Here is a 17,888-nt window from a genome sequence, read left to right on the forward strand (position 1 = left end):
AATGAGCATGTTAAGCCGATTTTTAACGCCGTATGACTGAGCACAGCCAGTTTTCGGTTTAGCGGAGGCGTTCGGCATGCAAGGTCACCGTCGGCGAAACAATATCCTGCTGCGCGGAGATCACGGCCAGTTCGCGGGTGCCAGCGCGGCGGGTGTGTTCGAACAGCATCTGCACGGCGGCGGCAGTCTGTTCCAGGGCGCGGGCGGGGCCTTCTTCGACGAGGCCGGCGCGCAGGCTGTGGGCGAGGAACATGGCGGCAGTGAAGTCGCCGGCGCCGTTGGGCGGAATCGCGAAATCCACCTTGGGGGTGGCGATCCGCCAGCTGCCGCTTTCGGCATCGACCAGCATGCCGATATGGCCTTCGTCGTCCCCGGCGACTTCCAGCGAGGTAATCAACACGACCTTCGGCCCCTTGGCACGCAGCGCGGCGGCGGCGTCTAGGGCGTCTTCCAGCGTGTCGATCTGGCGCCCGGCGAGAAAGGCGAGCTCGAACTGGTTGGGGGTGACGATATCGGCACGGGCGATGGCATGGTCGCGCATCCATTCGGGAATGCCTTCGCGGACGAAGAAGCCGCGACCGATATCGCCCATCACCGGGTCGCAGCAGTAGAGCGCGTCCGGATTGGCCTGCTTGACGCGGTCGACGCTATCCAGCACGGCGCGGCCGATGCCTTCGTCACCCATGTAGCCGGAAAGCACGGCATCGACGCCATCGAGCCCGACCAGCGATGCGACGCCGTCCAGCACGTTCCTGAGGTGATCGGGGCTGAAGACATCGCCGGTGAAGGCGCCGTAGCCGGTGTGGTTGGAGAACTGGACGGTGTTGATGGCGGTGACTTCCAGCCCCAGCCGCTGCAGCGGGAACACTGCGGCACGATTGCCGACGTAGCCATAGGCGACGTGGCTCTGAATGGAGATGACGTGGGTCATGGGACGATCCTGCGGCGAAGGCAAAGGGCACAGTGTAATGCGCCGGCGAGCGAACTTGCAGGGATTTGGCGGATCGAACCGCCGACTCGACGCCATCGAGCGGCGGCGATATGCTCGCTTCAGTTTTCACTCGACGGTTTGTCACTCTTTCCGACTGCATCGTGTTCAAGGATCGAATCTGCATGCTCTCCAGCGTTCCGCGCCCGTTCGCGTCATCACGCCACTTCCCTTCGCTGCTGGCCTGTCTCTTTTTCGCCGTGCTCGTGGCCGGCTGTTCCAGCGGCCCGGTGGTAACCACCGCCCCGAGCGGCAGCCCGGAGGCGCGAGTGGAACAGCCGGCGCGCAAGACCAACTGGCACAACCTGCCGGGCTGGAGCCGTGACCAGCCGATGGCGGCATGGAGCGCATTCCGGGAGAGCTGCAAGCGGCTCGAGCGCAAGCCGGTGTGGGCGGGCGTATGCCGCGATTCGCAATCGGTGGATCCGCTCAACGCCCAGGCGATTCAGAACTTCTTCGAATCCCGCTTCGTGCCCTACCGGGTGACCAACAGCGACGGCAGCGCCACCGGGCTGATCACCGGCTACTACGAGCCGATCCTGCGCGGTTCCCGCGTGCGTGGCGGGCCGTACCAGACGCCGCTCTATCAGTATCCGAAGTACTGGAAGAAGCACACCCATGTCGGCCCCACTCGCGCCGAGCTGATGCGCAGCGGCGATCTCGACGGCACGGAGCTGGTGTGGGTCGACGATCCGGTGGAAGCAGCCTACCTGCAGATTCAGGGCTCCGGCCGCGTGGAGCTGACCGATGGCACCACCATGCGCGTGGCCTATGCCGGCACCAACAACCAGCCGTTCAAGTCTTTCGCCAGACGTCTGATCGACCGAGGCGAGATTACCCCGGCCCAGGCCACGCTGCCCGGTGTGCGGGACTGGGCGCGCCGGCATCCGGGCGAGGTCGAGGCGATGCTCAACGTCAATCCGCGCATGGTGTTCTTCCACGAGCTCAAGGGTGACGAGGCGCTGGCCGATACCAGCGGCCCGGTGGGGGCGCTGGGCGTACCGCTGACCTCCGAGCGCAGCATCGCGGTCGATCCCGATGAGATTCCGCTGGGCGCGCCGGTGTTCCTCTCCACGACCCAGCCGCTCTCCAACCAGCCGCTGCAGCGGCTGATGGTGGCGCAGGATACCGGCAGCGCGGTGAAGGGCGCGGTCAGGGCGGACTTCTACTGGGGCCACGGCGATGCCGCCGGGGAAGCCGCCAGCCGGATGAAGCAGCGCGGCGAGATGTGGGTATTGATGCCGAAAACGGACTGAGCCTGGCGGGATTTGCCGGCCTCGATATCGCAAAAAACCGGGAGCCAATGAGCTCCCGGTTCCGGTTCTGCCGGCGAATTTGCGATTCACCGCCTCGATTCAGGCACGAAGGCGCACCCTATCGAGACGTGTCGAACTCGCGCATCAACGGTCGTTGCCGTCCGAGCGCGGATCATCACTGTGCATTCCGCCGCCTTTGAGGGGAGTGGGGCGAGGATTCGAATCGGTGGCTTCTTTCGCGGAACCGGGCGTCGTGGCCGTGGGCGGCACGGCAGTCTGCCCCTTGTCGATCTCCTCCGCGGTGACGCCGGGCATGCCCGTCGCCGCCGAACCCAAGGTGCCGCGAGAGCCGGACGTCTCGTGCGAACCCGCTTCATGAGAGTTCGATCCGGGCGAACCCGCTCCGTGCGGGCCCGTTCCGCGTGAACCTGTTTCGTGTGAATCCGTCTCGTGCGAGCCCGTGCCACCCTGGCGCGAATCCTGACCGGCGCTGTTCTGCTGTTCGGTCTTCTCATGGACCTTGCCACGCGCTTCGTCGGCGTAGCGCTCGCCTTCTTGGGAGGCGCGGTCGATGGCCTTGTCACGCAGCCCGCCGAGGCGCTGATCCTCGGTGCGGGTCGACGGCAGAATCCCGCCCAGCGCGGCGCCGATGGCGATGCCGATCGCACCGGCCATTACCGGATGCTCCCGGATGAACTCCGCGGTCTGGTGGCTGGCGTTGTGCGCACGGTCGGAAGCGCCATGCATGGTATCGCGGGAACCGTGACTGAAGCGCGAGGCCCGGTCGTGTAACCCGTGGGACATGGAGTGGGTGCGATCCTTCATGCTATCCGACATGTGGCGCGCCTTGCCGCCGGCGCCAGCGTTGTGCCCCGAGGCTTGAGACTGGGCGTAAGACTGATCGGTGCCCTGGCTGCCGTTCGGCATGCCGGATGTCAGGTCGTCAGCCGCCATCGCTTCGCCGGCCGTCGATGTCGCGTAGGGATCGTAACGGCGGTTGGGCATGTTCGATGACGAGGCGTGCTGGCCACCGTTGCGCTGGGACCAGAATAGCCAGCCAAGCCCGATGCTCGCGACGAGAAACGGCGTCGGGTTGTTCTTGATCGTGCCGCTCAGGTTGGAAGCGAACTCGTTAGCGCCCCCGTGGCGAACATAGTCGAAGGCGCTGTTGACCAGCTTCTCGGGAGAGAAACGCTCTTCCATCTGCCCCAGCGTGTCGTCGAGACGTTCGCGATGCTGCTTGATGTCGGATTCGATCTCTTCGGGTTTGCGCTGTTCGTGTTGGTCGCTCATTTCAACTCCTCCTTGACCTGACCTTCATGCTTCTTCGCCATGTCCTGATCCTTCCTGAAACTGGCCATGGTGCGGTTGGGTGCCAGATTGGCGCTCTTCAGCTTCTTCTTGGCGCTCTGCAGCATGATGAAACCGATGACGACCACGATGGCACCGACGATCAGCGCGGAAAGCCAGGGCCGTTGCAGGAAGGTATCCAGCCCGAAGACGGCCGCGGCCAGCAGGACGAGAAAGCCGCTCAGCAGTACGCCGCCCGCTACCGCCATTGAGGTGACGCTCGTCGTTACCTGCGACACCTTCTCCCGCATTTCCGCCTTGGCGAGTTCGACCTCATCGCGGACGAGCGCCGTCACTTCGTGCGTCACGCTGGAAATCAGCGAGCCGAACGAGCCGCTTTCTCCCGAATTGCGATTATCAGTATCCATACTTAGCCTCCCTGGCTTTTGAAGGAATCAAGGCGTGTCGAATTGATTCTGCGTGCGCTCATTCAAGGAGCGCATCCAATGGATCACTTTCAATGAGCGCTTCCAAATGAAGCACTTCCAACAGCCGCTTCCTGCGAATCACGCTCGATGGTTATCCATCAGTGAAAACCGCTGGCGAGAAATATCGGCTGCCCGCCAACTTCAGGATTACTTTCGGTTGCGTTAAAAGACGCTGCAATGAGTCGAAGTATCCATTCGATAATCAATAAAGCCCTTTGTCGGCACGATCGCTCGAATGTCTCGAGTCGGTCGTGGAGGACATGCTCGCCGACGTGGTGTTTCCGCTGCCTTGCGGCGATGACGTCTCGTCGCGTTTCTGGGAGCTGTTCAGAAACCGCGCCAGCACAAACCCCGCCGCGACCGCGCCCCCCATGAAGAGTGCCGGCTGCTGGCGGCTGTAGTCCCGCACCTGCCCCATCAACCCGTTCATGTCCTGGTCTCGCAAGCGCTCGGAGGCGGTATCGGTACAGTCGGCCATGCGCTTGGCGTAACCGGACAGATAGCCCTGCTTCTGATCGTCCAGCTCCTCCGCCATCTTGCGGAAGGCTGAAGAAAGGCTCTTCGCCTGATCGGCAGCGACGCCCTTCTGCTGGTCGAAGACGCCCTCGGCCTTGTGCTGCGCCGTCTGCCGGATCTCGTCAGCCGTTTCGCGACCCTTGTCGCGCATGTCATCCTGCGGCGAACGATCGGCGGAACCCGTCGTGGCACCCGGCTCGCTGCCCGACAAGGACACACCGGATGCCGTGCGAGGGTTCGTCTGCTCTTCTGAATTGGCCATGACAGGTGACTCCCTGATTTGATCAAAGTTAAATAACATTTTAACCTTTGACGCATTGGAAACGCGTATTCTCAAAGTAGCCCCCACCGACTCGACGTCAATTAAATTATTAATGTCGAATGTAACCCGATTGAAGATAAAGCCGCATAGACTATATATATAAAAGTAAAAACCACGATTGGTGATAATATTTAATTTCAATTAATAATCTGGCTGTCTTGTCTTTATCCGCTATCCTGGGTGGACCGCTTCGATGAACAGCTTCTCTTCATCGCGATCCGCCGCCGGCAGTTGCCCTGGCCAGCCGAGGCAGACGGGGGACGGGAATAAGAGTCATGAGAAGACCGATGAGAGGCCTGGGTGAAGAGCTTGATGACAAGCTTGATGAAAGGCTTGGTGAGCAAACGTTGATGAGAGGTTCCATGAGTGACGCTGAATCGCCGCCGCTGGCCATTGTCACTGGCGCCACCGCCGGCCTCGGCCTGGAAACCGCCAAGGGTCTGGCAAGCGCGGGATATCGGGTCGTCATCGCCGGCCGCCACCCCGACAAGGGCAAGCTCGCCTGTCACGCGGTTCGCCAGCATCGGTCCGGTGCCGCCGTTCGCTTCGAGCTGCTCGATCTCGATAGTCTCGAGTCCGTGCGTCAGTTCGCGGCCCGTCTATGGAAAAGCGAAACCACGCTGGAACGGCTGATCAACAATGCCGGCATCATGGCGCCGCCGAAGCTGGAGCGTACCGAAGACGGCTTCGAGCGCCAGTTCGGCGTCAACTATCTCGGCCACTTTCTGCTGACAAGCCTGCTGCTGCCGCTGCTGGTGGCTTCTTCCCGCCACGGCCGAGCGCCACGCGTCGTCCAGCTTTCCAGCCTCGCCCATCGCAGCGGCAGGATCGATTTCGACAATCTCGGTTCTGACTCCAAAGCCGACACGCACTACGACCCGTGGCGCGCCTATCGGCAGTCCAAGCTCGCCATGCTGCTGTTTGCCCAGGCGCTGCAGAAGCAGAGCGACCGCCACGGCTGGGGGCTGTCGAGCCTCGCCGCGCATCCGGGGCTTTCACGCACCGCGCTGTTCGATGCCGGCGTGAAGAGCCGCGCACTGGCCGGCCAGGTCTTCAAGCTGGTAATGCCGCTGCTCAGCCAATCCGCCACCGAAGGCGCCAAACCCACCCTTCATGCGGCGCTCGCCGACGGCGCCAATGGCGGCGATTACTTCGGCCCCGACGGCTTCAGCGAAACCCGCGGCGAACCGAAGCGCGCTCATCGCAGCAAGGCAGCCAGGGACCCAGCGGTGGAAGAGCGGCTGTGGACAGTATCGTGTGAGTTGACCGGCGCGGTGTGGTCGGCGGCGGCCGGTTGAACGACCGATACAACCGATACGGCTAACGCCTGGCCGGATGAAGACCGCCGCTCTTGGCGGGTCTTCATCGATCGCGGCATTCCATCACCACGCGTTATTCGCAACGCATTCTTCCACCGTGACTTGCTATTCCACCGTGACGCTTTTGGCCAGGTTGCGCGGCTGGTCGACGTCGGTGCCCTTGAGCACGGCGACGTGATAGGAGAGCAGCTGCAGCGGGAGGGTGTAGACGATGGGGGCGAGCAATTCATCCACAGGCGGTACGTGGAGCACGCGCAGGTTGTCGGCGGCGGTCAACGCGACGCCTTCGTCGGCGAATACGAACAGCTCGCCGCCCCGGGCGCGAACTTCCTGCAGGTTGGATTTGAGCTTCTCCAGCAGTTCGTCGTTGGGGGCGACGGCGACCACCGGCATGTCGGCGTCGACCAGCGCCAGCGGGCCGTGCTTGAGCTCGCCTGCGGGGTACGCCTCGGCGTGGATGTAGGAGATTTCCTTCAACTTGAGCGCGCCTTCCAGGGCAATCGGGAACTGGGTGCCGCGACCCAGGAACAGCGCATGGTGCTTCTCGGCGAACGCTTCCGACAGCTCGGCAATCGGCCCGTCCATGGCCAGCGCGCTGTCGAGAACCGCCGGCAGGCCGCGCAGCGCCTGGACCAGCGCCGTTTCCCGTTCGTCACCCCGCTGTTTACGCAGCGAGAGCGTCAACAGCATCAGCCCGACGAGCTGGGTGGTGAAGGCCTTGGTGGAGGCGACGCCGATCTCGGGCCCGGCCTGGGTCATCAGCGACAGGTCGGATTCCCGGGTCAGCGAGCTGCCGGGCACGTTGCAGATCGCCAGCGAGCCGAGATAACCCTGGCCGCCGTGCTCGTCGAGACTGTCGGCGCGGCTCTTCGCGTAGCGCAGTGCCGCCAGCGTGTCGGCGGTCTCGCCGGACTGGGAGAGCGTGACGAACAGGGTGTTTTCCGGCACGACGACTTCGCGGTAGCGATACTCGGAGGCGACTTCGACCGTGGTCGGCAGGCCGGCGAGCTTCTCGAGCCAGTAGCGTGCCACCATGCCGGCATGGTAACTGGTACCACAGGCGACGATATGCACCTGCTTGACCTGGTCGAACAGCGCCTTGGCGCCGACGCCGAAGCTGCTTTCGAGCACGTGGGAACCGCTCAGCCGGCCCTCCAGCGTGGCGGCGATCACGGCGGGCTGCTCGTGAATCTCCTTGAGCATGAAGTGGCGATACTCGCCACGACTGGCGGCGCTGTCGCCGTGTTCGTAGGTGTGCACCGGGCGTTCGGCCGGCTGGCCGTCGGCGGCGAAGATCTCGATGCCGTTGACATCAGACAGGCGCACCACGTCGCCTTCCTGCAGATAGATGAAGCGGTCGGTGACCTGCAGCAGCGCCAGCGCATCGGAGGCCAGGAAGTTCTCGTCGATGCCGACGCCGACCACCAACGGGCTACCCTTGCGGGCGCCGACGATCTCCCGCGGCGCATCGGCATGCATCACCGCCAGCGCGTAGGCGCCATCGATCCTGTCGAGGGTGGCCTGCACCGCCGCCAGCAGGTCGCCGGTCTCGCCACCGTCCTGATTGGCGCTGTCCCGATGTCGAAAGGCGCGGTCGATCAGGTGGGCGACGACTTCGGTATCGGTCTCCGATTCGAACACCACGCCGTCAGCTTCCAGTTCGCGCTTGAGCGGCTCGAAGTTTTCGATGATGCCGTTGTGGACGATCGCCAGCCGCTCGCGTGCCAAGTGTGGGTGAGCGTTCACTTCGGACGGTTTGCCGTGGGTCGCCCAGCGAGTGTGCGCGATGCCGATCCTGCCCGTCAGTGCACCCTGTTCGAGCTTCTCCTCGAGCGCGGCGACCTTGCCCTTGGCACGCTGGCGGGCCAGCTCGCCGTCGGCGTTCAGCACGGCCATGCCGGCGCTATCGTAGCCGCGATATTCGAGTCGCTTCAGCCCTTCCAGCAGGATGCCCTGTACGTTGCGCGCAGCCAGCGCGGCGACGATTCCACACATAGTCGATTCCTTTCTGAGTCCGTTTTGTCTTACCGCTCGGCGGGCGATTCGGCGACCACCAGCGTCACGTCCTGGCGTTCGATGGCCGCCGCCGCGTCATCGCCGATTCGCCAGTCGGTGACCAGCGTGTCGATGCGCGCCCAGGGCAGTTCCAGATTGGGGATACGGCGGCCGATCTTGTCGGCCTCCACCATCACCACCACCTCGCGGGCGACCTCGGCCATGACGCGGGTCAGGCCGAACAGTTCGTTGTAGGTGGTGGTGCCGCGTTCGAGATCGATGCCGTCGGCCCCGACGAAGAGTTGGTCGAAGTCGTAGGCTCGCAGTACCTGTTCGGCGACCTGGCCCTGGAAGGATTCCGAATGCGGGTCCCAGGTGCCGCCGGTCATCAGCAGCGCGGGTTCCGACTCCAGCTCGCGCAGCGCACCGGCCACGGCGAGCGAGTTAGTCATCACTACCAGCCCGCGCAGGCCGCCCAGCTCGCCGATCAGCGCGGCGGTGGTGGTGCCGCTGTCGACGATGATTCGGTTGTGCTCGCGAATGCGCGCTCGCGCCGCCTGGGCGATAGCCTGCTTGTACGGTGACAGCATCTGCGCCGGCTCGCTCAGCATCTCCTGGGGCAGTGGCGCCGCGCCGCCGTAGCGCCGTAGCAGCAGGCCGCTGCGCTCGAGCGTGTTGAGATCCTTGCGGACGGTGACTTCGGAGATCGCGAAGCGGCTCGCCAACGTCTCGACCGGGGTTTCCCCATGTTCGTTGACGTAGGCAAGAATGGCATGACGGCGCTGGGCAGTATCGCGTTTGGGCATGATTCAGGTTTCGAGACTCGGCCTTTATCTTTCGATTCGAAAGTTAACAGGTTCGAATCAAAGCTTATTGAGGCAAACTCGTCAAGTCCTGCGATACTCGGGATGACGAGGTAGCCACCATTGGGCAGGCTCGGCATCATGGTCGCCATCGGAAACAACCATAAAAGGCCTCCAGACATGACCAGTCAGGAACTCCTCGGGAAACTCATCGGCTTCGATACCGTCAGCCGCGAGTCCAACCTCGCGCTGATCGAATTCGTGCGTGATTATCTCGCCCAAAACGGCGTCGATAGCGAGCTGATTCACAACGACGATGGCAGCAAGGCCAACCTGTGGGCGACGATCGGCCCGACCGATCGCGGCGGCGTGGTGCTTTCCGGCCATACCGACGTGGTACCGGTGGATGGCCAGCCGTGGACGGTGCCGGCGTTCGAGATGACCGAGCACGACGGCAAGCTCTACGGCCGTGGCACCGCCGATATGAAAGGCTATCTCGCCTGCGTGCTGGCGGCCGTACCAAGCCTCAAAGCGACCGAGCTGAAGACGCCGATCCATCTGGCGTTTTCGTATGACGAAGAAGTGGGCTGTCTCGGCGTGCGTTCGATCATTTCGATGCTGGAAGGCAGACCGCACAAGCCGCTGGCCTGCATCATCGGCGAGCCCACCGAGCTCAGGCCGGTGCTGGGCCATAAGGGCAAGCTCGGCGTGCGCTGTCGGGTGCATGGCGCGCCCTGCCACTCCGCCTACGCGCCGGAAGGCGTCAACGCCATCGAGTACGCCGCCAGGATGATTACTCGGCTCAACCAGATTGGCGAGCGGCTGGCCGATCCGGCGCGTCACGACAACCGCTTCTACCCGCCTTTTTCCACCATTCAGACCGGCGTGATCGAGGGTGGCCGCGCGCTCAACATCGTGCCGTCGGAATGCCGCTTCGACTGGGAAGTGCGCTCGCTGCCGGGCTTCGATGCCGGCGAGGTGGAGCGCGAGATGCGCAGCTACGCCGATAACGAGCTGCTCCCCCGGATGCGTGCGGTCGAGCCGAACACCGATATCGTGTTCGAACCGCTGCAGGCCTACCCGGGGCTGACCACCGAGGCCTCGAGCGAGGTGGCGCGCTTGATCGCCGCCCTGTCGGGCCGCGATGACTTCGGCACCGTCGCCTACGGCACCGAGGGCGGGCTGTTCCACGAAGCCGGCATTCCCACCGTGGTCTGCGGCCCCGGTTGCATGGATCAGGGCCACAAGCCGGACGAGTTCATCGCTATCGAGCAGCTCGATCGCTGCGATGCGATGATGCAGAGACTGAAGGAGCATTTGAGCGCATGAAGGGATTCACACGCCTTTCCAGGCTTCGCTGGGCGCCGGCGTTTGCTCTGACCCTGCTGGCCGGCTGTAGCACCCAGGCGCCTCAGCCCGGCTTCGAGCAGCGCCCGGCGAGCGTGAAGAACGAACTGGTCTCGCTGATTCCCGCCTCCGCCGAGGATCGCGATGGCTGGGCGACGGACATTACCGCCGCGTTCTCGGCTCAGAATCTGCCCGCGACCCGGGACAATCTCTGCTCGGTGCTGGCGGTGATCGAGCAGGAGTCGACCTATACGGCCGACCCCAGCGTGCCCAATCTTTCGACCATCGCCCGGGAAGAGATCGAGCGTCGCGCCAGCGCGCTGCACATTCCCGGCTTTCTGGTCGAGGCGGGCCTGAATCTCGAGTCGCCCACCGGCGAGACCTACAGCGAGCGGCTCGACCACATCACCACCGAGCGGGAGATGAGCGAGATCTTCGAGGATTTCATCGGCATGGCGCCGCTGGGCCGCCAGCTCTTCGGTAGCCTCAACCCGGTGCATACCGGCGGCCCGATGCAGGTCAGCGTCGATTTCGCCGAGGACTATCTCAAAAACGACGCCGAGCACTACCCGTACCCGATCGACGACTCGATTCGTCACGAGGTGTTCACGCGGCGCGGCGGGCTCTATTTCGGGATTGCCCACCTGCTCGACTATCCCGCGAATTACGACGAGCCGATCTATCATTTCGCCGACTTCAACGCCGGCTGGTACGCCAGCCGCAACGCCGCATTCCAGGCCGCGGTGAGCCAGCTTTCCGGCATTCCGCTGGCGCTCGACGGCGACCTGATCATTCCCGGCTCCCGCCAGGCCGGGCAGACCGAACTGGCGGTTCGCACGCTGAAACGCCAGCTGGAGATGGACGACGGCGAGATCCGGGACGCGCTCGAGCAGGAGAATTCCCTCGACTTCGAATCGACCGAGCTCTATGAAAAGGTCTATTCGCTGGCGGCCCGACAGGAAAACCAGCCGATCCCCTACGCACGGCTACCGGGTATCAAGCTCGAAAGCCCCAAGATCACCCGCAACCTGACCACGGCATGGTTCGCCAATCGGGTCGACGACCGCTGGCAGCAGTGCATGAGGCGGTGATGTCCAATATTGAAGGCTGAACAGCAAGTTTCCCCAGTTGCTGGAAAGAAACCGCCCTATAGCGCCTTCCAGGCTCAGCCCGAGCGACCTTCGGCGAGCCGGGTCTAGCGACATGGGTGAGGCGAACCAGATATCTGAGTGATGTCTGGTTCGCCGAACGGGTTGGCCATGGATGGCCAACCCCGGCCCTGCAAGCGGGACAGGATGTTTTAGCGAAGCAGGACGCTAGAGGCGCGCCGGGACAGAGCAGAAAATAGCTCCTGCATTTTCTGCATTTCCGCCATCCATGGCGGTCAGATGTCCTTACGCGCCGACCCGAAGCACAGACGAAGATCGACTCGGGGTTTCCTGAGCCTGTGGCGCGAAAAAGGGGAGCGCGAGGGGCTTGCCCCTCGCAATAACGACGACGACAGTCGTAAAGCTCTCGTCAGTAGTGATCTCGTTTGAATTGAATAAGTCCCGAGCGAGGACCCGAACATATCAAGTCTTCGGCGTCTTCACCGGCCGCTGCCAGCCAGGCTTGGCCACCTGACGGCTGCGGGCCAGCGCCAGTTCGCCCTGCGCCACCTCGCGGGTGATGGTGGAGCCGGCGGCGATGGTGGCGTCGTCGGCGATCGCCAGCGGCGCGACCAGGGCAGTGTTGGAGCCGACGAAGACCCGCTCGCCGATCCGGGTGAGGTGCTTGTTGGCGCCGTCGTAGTTGCAGGTGATGGTGCCGGCGCCAATGTTGGTGTCGCGGCCGATCTCGGTGTCGCCCAGGTAGCTCAGGTGCCCGGCCTTGACGCCGTCGCCCAGCGTGGCGTTCTTGGTCTCGACGAAGTTACCCACATGCGCCTTGGCGCCGAGACGAGTGCCGGGGCGCAGCCGGGCGAACGGGCCGCAGTCGCTGCCTTCGCCCATTTCGGCGCCTTCCAGATGGCTGTTGGCCTTCACCACCGCGCCGCGCCGCAGGATGCTGTCCTTGATCACGCAGTTGGGACCGATGACCACGTCGTCTTCCAGCGTCACCTGACCTTCCAGGATCACGTTGACGTCGATCCGGATATCCCGGCCGATGGTGACCTCTCCCCGCAGATCGAAACGCTGCGGGTCCGCGAGACTGACTCCTGCCGCCATCAGGCGATCCGCCTGGCGACGCTGATAGGCGCGCTCCAGTGCCGCCAGCTGACGGCGATCGTTGATACCCTCGACTTCGACCGGCGAGCTCGGCTGGGTCGCCTTGACCTCGACGCCATCCGCCGCGGCCATGGCGATCACGTCGGTCAGGTAGTACTCGCCCTGGGCGTTCTCGGCGGAGAGCTGCGGCAGCCAGCGACGCAGCTGTGCGCTGGTCATCGCCATGATGCCGGTGTTGCACTCACGGATGGCGCGCTGGCCGGCATCGGCATCCTTGTGTTCGACGATGGCGACGACCGCGTCCTTGTCGTTGCGCACGATCCGGCCATAGCCGGCGGGATCGTCGAGCGTCACCGTCAACAGCGCCATGTGCTGCTCGTCGACGCCGTCGAGCAGGCTTTCGAGGGTCCTGGCCTGGATCAGCGGCACGTCACCGTAGAGCACCAGCACCTTGCCATCGCCGAGGCCATCCAGCGCCTGGGCTACCGCATGCCCGGTGCCCTTCTGCTCGGCCTGCTCGCAGAAGGCGAGTTCGCGATCGTCGGGTGTCGGCCCGGCTTTCGACAGCGCCTCGCGCACCGCCTTGCCACCGTGGCCGACCACTACATGCAGCCTGGCGCGCTCCAGCCCCGCGGCGGTATCGACGACGTGCTGAACCAGGGGACGGCCCGCCAGCTCGTGCAGCACCTTGGGTGTCTTCGAGCGCATGCGGGTACCTTGGCCGGCGGCCAGAATCACGACGTCGAGGGTCATGGCGTTAGTCCTTCGCTGTTCAATGGAAACCGGGCGTCATTCTAGCGTTTAAGACGCGCCCTGACAGAGGATCCGGGAAGAACCGTGCGGCCACGAAAAAGGCGACTCCGGGGAGTCGCCTTCAGGTACCGCACTAGCGTGTACTGCACGGGTACTTGCGCCGGTGCACGGCGATTGCCGTCAGCCGCGACCACCCTTGCGACGCAGCTGTTGCAGCGTGCGCAGCTGAGCGGTGGCTTCCGCCAGCTCGGCAGCGGCACGCGCGTAGTCGAGCTCGGTCTGCTTCTCGTTGAGCGAGGCCAGCGCATGCTGACGCGCCTGCTCGGCTTCCGCTTCATCGAGATCGCTGGCTCGGGTGGCGGTATCCGCCAGTACCGAAACCACGTTCGGCTGCACTTCGAGGAAGCCGCCGGTGACGTAGTAGAGCTCTTCTTCACCGCTTTCCTGAATCACGCGCACCGGACCGGGCTTGAGCTCGGTCAGCAGCGGCGCGTGACCGCGCAGGATACCCAGATCGCCGGCCACGCCGGCAGCGATGAGCTGCTCGACGTTGCCCGAGAAGATCTCCTTCTCGGCACTGACGATGTCACACTGAAATGTGGCCATAGCGATATCTCCCGGGAGTCTGCAGGCTTACTTCATGCTCTTGGCTTTCTCGACGGCTTCGTCGATGGTGCCGACCATGTAGAACGCCTGTTCCGGCATGTCGTCGTAGTCGCCGTTGAGGATGCCCTGGAAGCCACGAATGGTTTCCTGCAGCGACACGTACTTGCCGGGCGCACCGGTGAAGACCTCGGCGACGAAGAACGGCTGCGACAGGAAGCGCTGGATCTTACGCGCCCGTGCCACGGCCAGCTTGTCTTCGTCGGACAGCTCGTCCATCCCCAGGATGGCGATGATGTCCTTGAGCTCCTTGTAGCGCTGAAGCACGTTCTGCACACCGCGAGCGGTGTTGTAGTGCTCTTCGCCGACGACCAGCGGATCGAGCTGGCGCGAGGTGGAGTCGAGCGGATCGACGGCCGGATAGATACCCAGCTCGGCGATGGAGCGCGACAGGGTCACGGTCGAATCCAGGTGGGCGAAGGTGGTTGCCGGAGACGGGTCGGTCAAGTCGTCCGCCGGCACGTAGACGGCCTGGACGGAGGTGATCGAGCCGGTCTTGGTCGAGGTGATACGCTCCTGCAGGGCGCCCATCTCTTCGGCCAGAGTCGGCTGGTAACCCACCGCCGACGGCATACGACCCAGCAGTGCCGACACTTCGGTACCGGCCAGGGTGTAGCGGTAGATGTTGTCGACGAACAGCAGGACGTCGCGACCTTCGTCACGGAAGTTCTCGGCGATGGTCAGGCCGGTCAGGGCGACACGCAGACGGTTGCCCGGCGGCTCGTTCATCTGGCCGTAGACCAGGGCGACCTTGTCGAGAACGTTGGATTCCTGCATCTCGTGATAGAAGTCGTTACCTTCACGAGTACGCTCGCCGACACCGGCGAACACGGAATAACCGCTGTGCTCGGTGGCGATGTTACGGATCAGCTCCATCATGTTGACGGTCTTGCCGACACCGGCGCCGCCGAACAGGCCGACCTTGCCGCCCTTGGCGAACGGGCATACCAGGTCGATGACCTTGATGCCGGTTTCCAGCAGGTCGCTGGATGCGGCCTGATCCGCATAGCCGGGTGCCTGACGGTGGATCGGCATGCGCTCGGCATCGATCTCGCCGGCTTCGTCGATCGGCTCGCCCAGCACGTTCATGATGCGGCCCAGCGTCTGCTTACCGACCGGCACCGAAATCGGCGCACCGGTGTTGACTACCTCGATGCCCCGCTGGAGACCTTCACTGGAGCCCATGACGATAGCGCGAACCACGCCGTCGCCGAGCTGCTGTTGCACTTCGAGAACGGCCTCTTTACCCGAGACCGTCAGCGCGTCGTAGACCTTGGGAACGTCGTCCCGCGGAAACTCTACGTCAATCACCGCGCCGATGATTTGTACGATACGTCCGCTCATAGTGGTTCCTCGTAAACCTGCAAATGAAACCTGTTAGGCCAAGCCGTACTCGAGATCGCCGCCTCGCAGGCGACGATACCGTCATACCGCCGCGGCACCGCCGACGATTTCCGAAATCTCCTGGGTAATGGCCGCCTGACGCGCCTTGTTGTACACCAGTTGAAGATCGTCAATCAGATTGCCGGCGTTGTCGGTCGCGTTCTTCATCGCGATCATGCGCGCAGCCTGTTCGCAGGCCACGTTCTCGACCACGGCCTGATACACCTGGGATTCGACATAGCGAACCAGCAGGTGATCGAGCAGGGTCTTGGCATCCGGCTCATACAGGTAGTCCCAGTTCTGTGTCGCACCGGGACCGGTTTGTTCTTCCCCGTCCTCGCCCTCGTCGAACGCCGCCAGTGGCAGCAACTGACGAACCACGGGTTTCTGGCTCATGGTGTTGACGAATTCGTTGTACACCACATAGAGCCGATCCAGACTGCCTTCGTCGAAGGCATCGAGCATCACCTTGACGCTACCGACCAGATCCTGGGCTTCCGGGGCATCGCCGAGGCCTTTCTTGGCCGCCAGCAGGTTGCCGCCGCGCTTGCGGAAGAAGCCGCCGGCCTTGCTGCCGATAGCCGCGAAATCCGCGCCAACGCCTTTCTGGTCCCAGCTACGGGCATGGTTGACCACCGCCTTGAACAGGTTGACGTTCAAGCCACCGGCCAGACCGCGGTCACTGGAAACGACGATATAACCGACGCGCTTGACCTCGCGCTCGACCATGTACTCGTGCCGGTATTCCGGATTGGCCTCGGCGACGTGGCCGACCACCCGGCGGATCAGTTTGGCATAGGGCTGGCTGGCCGCCATGCGTTCCTGAGCCCGACGCATCTTCGACGCAGCGACCATTTCCATGGCGCTGGTGATTTTCTGCGTGTTCTTGATGCTCCCGATCTGGGATTTGATCTCTTTTGCAGCTGCCATCGCGGATCACCTGATTCATGCCGCTCAGCCGGGCAAGCCGGCTCGCTCACATCACGCGATGGAGCGAGCCGCGCCGCTTACCAGGTCTGAGTGGACTTGAACGACTCGAGACCCGACTTGAGACCTTGCTGGATCTCGTCGTCGTATCCGCCGCTCTGGTTGATCTTGTCGAGCAGATCGGCATGCTCGGACTTCATGTAGTCGTGCAGGGCACGTTCGAAGTCCAGCACCTTGTCGACCGCGACGTCGTCCAGAAAGCCTTCGTTGGCGGCGTACAGCGTGACGCCCATCTCGGCCACGGACAACGGCGAGTACTGCTTCTGCTTCATCAGTTCGGTGACACGCTGACCGTGCTCGAGCTGCTTGCGGGTCGCCTCGTCCAGATCGGAAGCGAACTGCGAGAACGCCGCCAGCTCGCGATACTGCGCGAGTGCCAGACGCACGCCGCCGCCGAGCTTCTTGATGATCTTGGTCTGGGCCGAACCACCGACACGCGATACCGAGAGACCGGCGTTGATCGCCGGACGGATACCGGAGTTGAACAGGCCGGTCTCGAGGAAGATCTGGCCGTCGGTGATCGAGATCACGTTGGTCGGTACGAACGCGGAGACGTCGCCGCCCTGGGTCTCGATGATCGGCAGTGCGGTCAGCGAACCGGTCTTGCCTTTCACTTCACCGTTGGTGAACTTCTCGACGTAGTCGGTGTTGACGCGGGCTGCACGCTCGAGCAGACGCGAGTGGAGATAGAAGACGTCACCCGGATAGGCTTCACGGCCCGGCGGACGACGCAGCAGCAGCGAGATCTGACGATAGGCGACGGCCTGCTTGGAGAGGTCGTCGTAGACGATCAGGGCGTCCTGACCGCGATCGCGGAAGTATTCGCCCATGGTGCAACCGGCATACGGCGCCAGATACTGCATGGCTGCCGGATCGGCAGCGCCGGCCGCGACCACGATGGTGTGGTCCATGGCACCATGCTCTTCGAGCTTGCGCACCACGTTGGCGATGGTCGACTGCTTCTGGCCAATGGCGACGTAGATACAGGTGACGCCCTTGCCCTTCTGGTTGATGATCGCGTCGAGCGCTACCGCCGATTTACCAATCTGACGGTCGCCGATGATCAACTCACGCTGACCGCGGCCGATCGGCACCATGGCGTCGATCGATTTGAGGCCGGTCTGGATCGGCTCGTCGACGGACTGACGCGTGATGACGCCCGGCGCGACCTTCTCGATCGCGTCGGTCATCTTGGCGTCGATGTCGCCCTTGCCATCGATCGGGTTGCCCAGCGCATCGACCACGCGGCCGACCAGTTCCGGACCTACCGGCACTTCGAGAATACGACCGGTACACTGCGCGGTCATGCCCTCTTCGAGTTCCAAGTAGTCGCCCAGGACCACGGCGCCGACACTGTCGCGCTCAAGGTTGAGCGCCATGCCGAAGATGCCACCGGGGAATTCGATCATTTCGCCCAGCATCGCATCGGCCAGGCCGTGGATGCGAACGATGCCGTCAGCGACGCTGACGACGGTGCCCTGATTACGGGCTTCGGACGCGACATCCAGCTTTTCGATACGCTGTTTGATGATGTCGCTGATCTCGGAAGGATTCAGTTGCTGCATGCCATG

At 63.6% G+C, this 17,888-nt stretch carries 15 protein-coding genes; 4 read left to right on the plus strand and 11 right to left on the minus strand.

Going from position 1 to position 17,888, the window contains the following annotated elements:
- Nucleotides 1-58: 58 nt before the first annotated feature.
- Nucleotides 59-931: a pyridoxal kinase PdxY gene (gene pdxY / locus ACWHY3_RS18940; protein WP_448127278.1), complete on the minus strand. Its 873-nt coding sequence runs from the start codon at nt 929-931 to the stop codon at nt 59-61.
- Between the two features lie 182 nt (nt 932-1,113).
- On the opposite strand from pdxY, the gene mltA reads away from it, so the two are divergent.
- Nucleotides 1,114-2,244: a murein transglycosylase A gene (gene mltA / locus ACWHY3_RS18945; protein WP_448127279.1), complete on the plus strand. Its 1,131-nt coding sequence runs from the start codon at nt 1,114-1,116 to the stop codon at nt 2,242-2,244.
- A gap of 144 nt (nt 2,245-2,388) precedes the next feature.
- On the opposite strand, the gene ACWHY3_RS18950 is transcribed toward mltA, so the two are convergent.
- The 3 genes from ACWHY3_RS18950 to ACWHY3_RS18960 all read right to left on the minus strand — a co-directional run bounded on the left by ACWHY3_RS18950 (nt 2,389) and on the right by ACWHY3_RS18960 (nt 4,800).
- Complete coding sequence (locus tag ACWHY3_RS18950) at nt 2,389-3,537, minus strand: DUF3618 domain-containing protein (RefSeq protein ID WP_448127280.1); 1,149 nt, start codon at nt 3,535-3,537, stop codon at nt 2,389-2,391.
- Nucleotides 3,534-3,962, minus strand: a complete 429-nt coding sequence (locus tag ACWHY3_RS18955) for a phage holin family protein (protein ID WP_448127281.1) — start codon at nt 3,960-3,962, stop codon at nt 3,534-3,536. Before ACWHY3_RS18955 ends, ACWHY3_RS18950 begins: the two co-directional genes overlap by 4 nt.
- Before the next feature lie 262 nt (nt 3,963-4,224).
- Nucleotides 4,225-4,800, minus strand: coding sequence for a hypothetical protein (locus tag ACWHY3_RS18960; RefSeq protein ID WP_448127282.1), 576 nt, complete (start codon nt 4,798-4,800; stop codon nt 4,225-4,227).
- A 422-nt stretch (nt 4,801-5,222) separates the two neighbouring features.
- On the opposite strand from ACWHY3_RS18960, the gene ACWHY3_RS18965 reads away from it, so the two are divergent.
- Nucleotides 5,223-6,158 carry an oxidoreductase gene (locus ACWHY3_RS18965; RefSeq protein ID WP_448127283.1) on the plus strand — a complete coding sequence of 312 codons (936 nt, stop codon included), beginning with the start codon at nt 5,223-5,225 and terminating at the stop codon, nt 6,156-6,158.
- A 126-nt stretch (nt 6,159-6,284) separates the two neighbouring features.
- On the opposite strand, the gene glmS is transcribed toward ACWHY3_RS18965, so the two are convergent.
- Together glmS and ACWHY3_RS18975 are read right to left on the minus strand one after the other, a co-directional pair.
- Nucleotides 6,285-8,174 (minus strand): glutamine--fructose-6-phosphate transaminase (isomerizing), encoded by a 1,890-nt coding sequence (gene glmS / locus ACWHY3_RS18970; RefSeq protein WP_448127284.1) that lies wholly within the window; start codon nt 8,172-8,174, stop codon nt 6,285-6,287.
- A gap of 29 nt (nt 8,175-8,203) precedes the next feature.
- Nucleotides 8,204-8,980 (minus strand): DeoR/GlpR family DNA-binding transcription regulator, encoded by a 777-nt coding sequence (locus ACWHY3_RS18975; protein ID WP_087720443.1) that lies wholly within the window; start codon nt 8,978-8,980, stop codon nt 8,204-8,206.
- Between the two features lie 177 nt (nt 8,981-9,157).
- On the opposite strand from ACWHY3_RS18975, the gene argE reads away from it, so the two are divergent.
- Complete coding sequence (argE, locus tag ACWHY3_RS18980; protein WP_087720442.1) at nt 9,158-10,306, plus strand: acetylornithine deacetylase; 1,149 nt, start codon at nt 9,158-9,160, stop codon at nt 10,304-10,306.
- Complete coding sequence (locus ACWHY3_RS18985) at nt 10,303-11,415, plus strand: DUF1615 domain-containing protein (protein ID WP_448127285.1); 1,113 nt, start codon at nt 10,303-10,305, stop codon at nt 11,413-11,415. Before argE ends, ACWHY3_RS18985 begins: the two co-directional genes overlap by 4 nt.
- Before the next feature lie 480 nt (nt 11,416-11,895).
- On the opposite strand, the gene glmU is transcribed toward ACWHY3_RS18985, so the two are convergent.
- The 5 genes from glmU to atpA all read right to left on the minus strand — a co-directional run bounded on the left by glmU (nt 11,896) and on the right by atpA (nt 17,882).
- The gene (gene glmU, locus ACWHY3_RS18990; RefSeq protein WP_448127286.1) at nt 11,896-13,284 is read right to left on the minus strand and encodes a bifunctional UDP-N-acetylglucosamine diphosphorylase/glucosamine-1-phosphate N-acetyltransferase GlmU; all 1,389 of its coding nucleotides are present in this window, start codon (nt 13,282-13,284) and stop codon (nt 11,896-11,898) included.
- Between the two features lie 180 nt (nt 13,285-13,464).
- On the minus strand, nt 13,465-13,890 hold the full coding sequence (locus ACWHY3_RS18995) for a F0F1 ATP synthase subunit epsilon (RefSeq protein ID WP_087720439.1): 426 nt from the start codon (nt 13,888-13,890) through the stop codon (nt 13,465-13,467).
- A 27-nt stretch (nt 13,891-13,917) separates the two neighbouring features.
- Nucleotides 13,918-15,291 carry a F0F1 ATP synthase subunit beta gene (gene atpD / locus ACWHY3_RS19000; protein ID WP_087720438.1) on the minus strand — a complete coding sequence of 458 codons (1,374 nt, stop codon included), beginning with the start codon at nt 15,289-15,291 and terminating at the stop codon, nt 13,918-13,920.
- An 81-nt stretch (nt 15,292-15,372) separates the two neighbouring features.
- A complete protein-coding gene (atpG, locus tag ACWHY3_RS19005; RefSeq protein WP_303853940.1) occupies nt 15,373-16,260 on the minus strand; it encodes a F0F1 ATP synthase subunit gamma in 888 nt (295 codons plus the stop codon).
- A gap of 77 nt (nt 16,261-16,337) precedes the next feature.
- The gene (atpA, locus tag ACWHY3_RS19010) at nt 16,338-17,882 is read right to left on the minus strand and encodes a F0F1 ATP synthase subunit alpha (RefSeq protein WP_087720436.1); all 1,545 of its coding nucleotides are present in this window, start codon (nt 17,880-17,882) and stop codon (nt 16,338-16,340) included.
- Nucleotides 17,883-17,888 lie beyond the last annotated feature (6 nt).

Source organism: Salinicola sp. NYA28a (assembly GCF_976982775.1).

Coding starts and splice junctions, on each gene's coding strand:
- pdxY (WP_448127278.1), bottom strand. CDS start 931: ATGACCCACGTCATCTCCATTCAGAGCCACGTCGCCTATGGCTACGTC.
- ACWHY3_RS18950 (WP_448127280.1), bottom strand. CDS start 3,537: ATGAGCGACCAACACGAACAGCGCAAACCCGAAGAGATCGAATCCGAC.
- atpD (WP_087720438.1), bottom strand. CDS start 15,291: ATGAGCGGACGTATCGTACAAATCATCGGCGCGGTGATTGACGTAGAG.
- ACWHY3_RS18960 (WP_448127282.1), bottom strand. CDS start 4,800: ATGGCCAATTCAGAAGAGCAGACGAACCCTCGCACGGCATCCGGTGTG.
- ACWHY3_RS18995 (WP_087720439.1), bottom strand. CDS start 13,890: ATGGCCACATTTCAGTGTGACATCGTCAGTGCCGAGAAGGAGATCTTC.
- atpG (WP_303853940.1), bottom strand. CDS start 16,260: ATGGCAGCTGCAAAAGAGATCAAATCCCAGATCGGGAGCATCAAGAAC.
- ACWHY3_RS18975 (WP_087720443.1), bottom strand. CDS start 8,980: ATGCCCAAACGCGATACTGCCCAGCGCCGTCATGCCATTCTTGCCTAC.
- glmU (WP_448127286.1), bottom strand. CDS start 13,284: ATGACCCTCGACGTCGTGATTCTGGCCGCCGGCCAAGGTACCCGCATG.
- mltA (WP_448127279.1), top strand. CDS start 1,114: ATGCTCTCCAGCGTTCCGCGCCCGTTCGCGTCATCACGCCACTTCCCT.
- ACWHY3_RS18965 (WP_448127283.1), top strand. CDS start 5,223: ATGAGTGACGCTGAATCGCCGCCGCTGGCCATTGTCACTGGCGCCACC.
- ACWHY3_RS18955 (WP_448127281.1), bottom strand. CDS start 3,962: ATGGATACTGATAATCGCAATTCGGGAGAAAGCGGCTCGTTCGGCTCG.
- ACWHY3_RS18985 (WP_448127285.1), top strand. CDS start 10,303: ATGAAGGGATTCACACGCCTTTCCAGGCTTCGCTGGGCGCCGGCGTTT.
- glmS (WP_448127284.1), bottom strand. CDS start 8,174: ATGTGTGGAATCGTCGCCGCGCTGGCTGCGCGCAACGTACAGGGCATC.
- atpA (WP_087720436.1), bottom strand. CDS start 17,882: ATGCAGCAACTGAATCCTTCCGAGATCAGCGACATCATCAAACAGCGT.
- argE (WP_087720442.1), top strand. CDS start 9,158: ATGACCAGTCAGGAACTCCTCGGGAAACTCATCGGCTTCGATACCGTC.